Origin of the sequence: Sphingopyxis sp., from assembly GCF_036402335.1 — a bacterium.
In the GTDB taxonomy this organism is placed as follows: domain Bacteria; phylum Pseudomonadota; class Alphaproteobacteria; order Sphingomonadales; family Sphingomonadaceae; genus Sphingopyxis.
Genome location: NZ_DASWTD010000211.1, coordinates 1 through 4,242, shown reverse-complemented (window position 1 = coordinate 4,242; position 4,242 = coordinate 1). Strand labels below are relative to the sequence as shown.

The window sequence follows — 4,242 nt, the reverse complement described above, 5'->3', positions numbered from 1 at the left end:
GTGCCAGCCTTCATCCGGCTCTTTCCAATCATGGACAACGACGGTTGCTGCCCGGCATGCGGGGCGGGGCGCCATGGCTGGTCCTGTCTCGCGCATGGGGCAGGGCAGCGGCAGGTCGCCGCACAAGGCTGAACTTTACTGAACTTTGGACATCGCGGCGCGGGACGGCTTGATCCGGCGCGCCGTTACGATAGGGCGGATCGCTGGACGAAGCGGGGCTGTACGGGGGCATATGAGCGAGTTCGAATTCACCATGTCGCTGTTCGGGCTGATCCTCGGCCTCGCGCTCGCCGAGGGGCTCGGCGGGCTGGCGAGGGCGATGAAGGCCAGCCACCGCGTGCGCATCGGCTGGCCGACCGCGCTGCTCGGGCTGTTCGTGTCGTGCGACGTCGTCACCTTCTGGATGTACGGCTGGGCGATGCGCGACCTGTTGCCGCTGAGCTGGCCGGTGCTGTTCGGCGGTTTCCTCGTCACCGCGATCTATTTCATCGCGGCGAGCCTCGTCTTCCCCGACGATCCCGAGGCATGGGAGGATCTGAACGCCCATTTCGACAAACAGTATCGCAAGGTGATCGGCGGCATCCTGCTCTGCAATATCGCGCTGATCGTGACCGTTGCGGTGCTCGACGGACTGCCGCCGCTCGACCTGCGCCGCGCCATCATCACCTGGAGCTTCTTTCCCGCCGCGGCGCTGGCGGTCTGGTCGAAGAACCGGCGCGTCGTGTGCGCCGGCCTGATCTGGCTGATCGCGACCTATCCGCTCTCGGCGGTGTGGCACTGATTTCGCGGCGTTACCGCACCGCGGTGGTCTTCGCGACGACGCGCCACCCGGCGCCGGTGCGATAGAGCAGCAGCTGGTCGACGTAGCGGTCGCCGCCGAAGTTCAGCTCATAGGTGATCGCGCTCATCGACGGTGTCGCGTCGCGGCGGTCGAGGACGCGGCCGGTCGCCTCGGGGTCGGGGCGTGCCGCCCAGCTCCCGAGCACCTCGGCGAAGCGCCGGCAATCGACCGGTGGGGTTTCGTCTTCGGCCAGCGTGCAGAATTGCCCGTCGGGCAGGAACAGCGCCTGCAGGACCTCGACGTTTCCGGCACGCAGCCCGGCGACATAGGCGTCGAGCGCCGCTTCGGGCGAGGGCGCGTCCGGCGTCGCCGCGGCCGCGGGGGCCGCCGCAAGCGAGGCCGCGATGAAGGGAAGGGCGAGGCGCACCGGATCGAGAGGCATGGCATGAAACTCCCGTCGCATATCGTGCACGCCTTTAACGGTTCCCCGCCGATTTCGCCAGCAATGGCGCCAGATACTGCCCGGTGAAGCTGCGCTTTTCCTTCACGACTTGCTCGGGCGTGCCCGCGGCGACGATTTCGCCGCCCTTGACCCCGCCTTCGGGGCCGAGGTCGAGGATATAGTCGGCGGTCTTGATGACATCGAGATTATGCTCGATCACCACGACGCTGTTGCCCTGATCGACGAGCGCCTGCAGCACTTCGAGCAGCTTGCGCACATCTTCGAAATGCAGCCCGGTGGTCGGCTCGTCGAGGATGTAGAGCGTCTGCCCGGTCGAGCGGCGCGACAATTCCTTGGCGAGCTTGACGCGCTGCGCCTCGCCCCCCGACAGCGTCGTCGCCTGCTGCCCGACCTTGATATAGCCGAGCCCGACGCGGACGAGCATCGCCATCTTCTCGCGGATCGACGGCACCGCCTTGAAGAATTCGGCGGCATCCTCGACCGTCATGTCGAGCACGTCGGCGATGCTGTGGCCCTTGAACTTCACCTCGAGTGTCTCGCGGTTGTAGCGTTTGCCGTGGCACGTCTCGCACGTCACATAGACGTCGGGCAGGAAGTGCATCTCGATCTTGATGAGGCCGTCGCCGGTACAGGTCTCGCAGCGCCCGCCCTTGACGTTGAAGCTGAAGCGCCCGGGCTTGTATCCGCGCGCCTGGCTTTCGGGCAGCCCCGCGAACCAGTCGCGGATGATCGTGAAGGCGCCGGTATATGTCGCGGGGTTCGAGCGCGGGGTGCGGCCGATCGGCGACTGGTCGATGTCGATGACCTTGTCGCAATGCTCGAGGCCTTTCAGGCTGTCGTGCGGCCCCGCGATCATCCGCGCGCCGTTGAGCACACGCGCCGCGCTGGCATAGAGCGTATCGATGATCAGGCTCGACTTGCCGCTGCCCGACAGGCCGGTGACGCAGGTGAAGGTGCCGAGCGGGATCTTCGCGGTGACATTGTTGAGATTGTTCGCGCGTGCGCCCTTGAGCACGAGGTCGAAGCCATTGCCCTTGCGGCGATGCTTCGGCACCTCGATCTTCTTCGCGCCGGTGAGGTAAGCGGCGGTCAGGCTCTTGGTGTTCGCGAGCACTTCGTCGAGCGTCCCCTCGGCGACGATCTCGCCGCCGTGGAGCCCAGCGCCGGGGCCCATGTCGACGACATAATCGGCGTGGCGGATCGCATCCTCGTCATGCTCGACGACGATCACGGTGTTGCCGAGGTCGCGGAGGCGCTTCAAGGTCGCGAGCAGCCGGTCGTTGTCGCGCTGATGGAGGCCGATGCTCGGCTCGTCGAGGACGTAGAGCACGCCCGACAGCCCCGAACCGATCTGTGAGGCGAGCCGGATGCGCTGGCTCTCGCCGCCGCTGAGCGTGCCGCTGGTGCGGTTGAGGTTGAGGTAGTCGAGCCCGACATTATTGAGGAAGCCGAGGCGCTCGTTGATCTCTTTCAGGATCGCCTTGGCGATCTGCCGCTGCGTGTCGTTCAGTTTCTCGTCGAGCGTGCTGAACCAGTTCAGGGCATCAGCCACCGAACGCTGTGCCGACATGCTGATATCCTCGCCCGCAATCTTCACCGCGAGCGGTTCGGGGCGGAGGCGCGCGCCGTGGCACGTCTCGCACGGATGCGGCGCCTGATATTTGCTCAGCTCCTCGCGCATCCACGCGCTTTCGGTCTGGAGCAGGCGGCGGTTGAGGTTGCCGATCACGCCCTCGAACGCCTTGTTCGTTGTATAGGTACGCTTGCCGTCCTTGAAGGTCAGCTCGACGGGTTTGCCGCCGGTGCCATAGAGGATGATGAGCTGTACCTCGCCGGGCAGGTCCTGCCAAGGCGTCGTGAGGTCGAAGCCATAGGCTTTGCCGAGGCTTTCGAGCACCTGCATATAATAAGGCGAGGGCGGGTTCGATTTCGCCCAGGGCACGACCGCGCCCTTTTTCAGCGACAGGGCATGGTTGGGGACGACAAGGTCGGGGTCGAATTCCTGCCGCTCGCCGAGCCCGTCGCATGCGGGGCAGGCACCCTGCGGCGCGTTGAAGCTGAACAGCCGCGGTTCGATCTCGGCGATGGTGAAGCCCGAGACGGGGCAGGCGAATTTCTCGGAGAAGATCAGGCGGTTCGCAGGAATCCCTGCGCCCTTCATCGCGCCGCCGGTATCTTCCTCCTCGCGCCCCGGCACCGGGCCGTCGGCGAGGTCGACATAGGCAAGCCCCTCGGCGAGCTTCAGCGCGGTCTCGAAACTGTCGGCGAGCCGCGTGCCGAGGCCTTCGCGCACCGCGATGCGATCGACGACGACCTCGATGTCATGCTTGTATTTCTTGTCGAGCGCCGGCGCGTCGCCGATCTCGTAAAATTCGCCGTCGATGCGGACGCGCGTGAAGCCATCCTTTTGCCACTGCGCGAGCTCTTTCCTGTACTCGCCCTTGCGGCCGCGTACGACGGGGGCGAGCAGATAAGCGCGTGTCCCTTCGGGAAGTTCCATCACGCGGTCGACCATCTGGCTGACCGTTTGCGCCGAAATCGGCTCGCCGGTTGTGGGCGAATAAGGAATGCCGACGCGCGCCCAGAGCAGGCGCATATAATCATAGATCTCGGTCACCGTCGCGACCGTCGAGCGCGGGTTGCGGCTCGTCGTCTTCTGCTCGATGCTGATCGCCGGCGACAGTCCGTCGATATGCTCGACATCGGGCTTCTGCATCATCTCGAGGAACTGGCGCGCGTAGGCCGACAGGCTCTCGACATAGCGCCGCTGCCCCTCGGCATAGATGGTGTCGAAGGCGAGCGACGATTTGCCGCTGCCCGACAGGCCGGTGATCACGATCAGCGCATCGCGTGGCAGGTCGACATCGACGCCCTTGAGATTGTGCTCGCGCGCGCCGCGGACGGAGAGATGAGTCAGCATGGCCGATGGTGTTCCGAATTTGTTCTGTGGTCAATAGGAGACGCGCGGCAGGTCAACGCGGCAGCGGCGAGATGGGTG

The 4,242-nt window shown here is 65.5% G+C and carries 3 protein-coding genes; 1 reads left to right on the top strand and 2 read right to left on the bottom strand.

All coding sequences use genetic code 11. From position 1 onward, the window contains the following. Window positions 1–232 precede the first annotated feature (232 nt). The gene (locus VGD20_RS06650; protein ID WP_331133700.1) at window positions 233–781 is read left to right on the top strand and encodes a hypothetical protein; all 549 of its coding nucleotides are present in this window, start codon (window positions 233–235) and stop codon (window positions 779–781) included. A 10-nt stretch (window positions 782–791) separates the two neighbouring features. Here the strand turns inward: VGD20_RS06650 and VGD20_RS06645 are convergent, their stop codons facing one another. Together VGD20_RS06645 and uvrA are read right to left on the bottom strand one after the other, a co-directional pair. Further along, the gene (locus tag VGD20_RS06645) at window positions 792–1,223 is read right to left on the bottom strand and encodes a nuclear transport factor 2 family protein (RefSeq protein WP_331133699.1); all 432 of its coding nucleotides are present in this window, start codon (window positions 1,221–1,223) and stop codon (window positions 792–794) included. A 34-nt stretch (window positions 1,224–1,257) separates the two neighbouring features. After that, the gene (uvrA, locus tag VGD20_RS06640) at window positions 1,258–4,164 is read right to left on the bottom strand and encodes an excinuclease ABC subunit UvrA (protein ID WP_331133698.1); all 2,907 of its coding nucleotides are present in this window, start codon (window positions 4,162–4,164) and stop codon (window positions 1,258–1,260) included. Between the last annotated feature and the right edge of the window lie 78 nt (window positions 4,165–4,242).

Coding starts and splice junctions, on each gene's coding strand:
- VGD20_RS06650 (WP_331133700.1), top strand. CDS start 233: ATGAGCGAGTTCGAATTCACCATGTCGCTGTTCGGGCTGATCCTCGGC.
- VGD20_RS06645 (WP_331133699.1), bottom strand. CDS start 1,223: ATGCCTCTCGATCCGGTGCGCCTCGCCCTTCCCTTCATCGCGGCCTCG.
- uvrA (WP_331133698.1), bottom strand. CDS start 4,164: ATGCTGACTCATCTCTCCGTCCGCGGCGCGCGCGAGCACAATCTCAAG.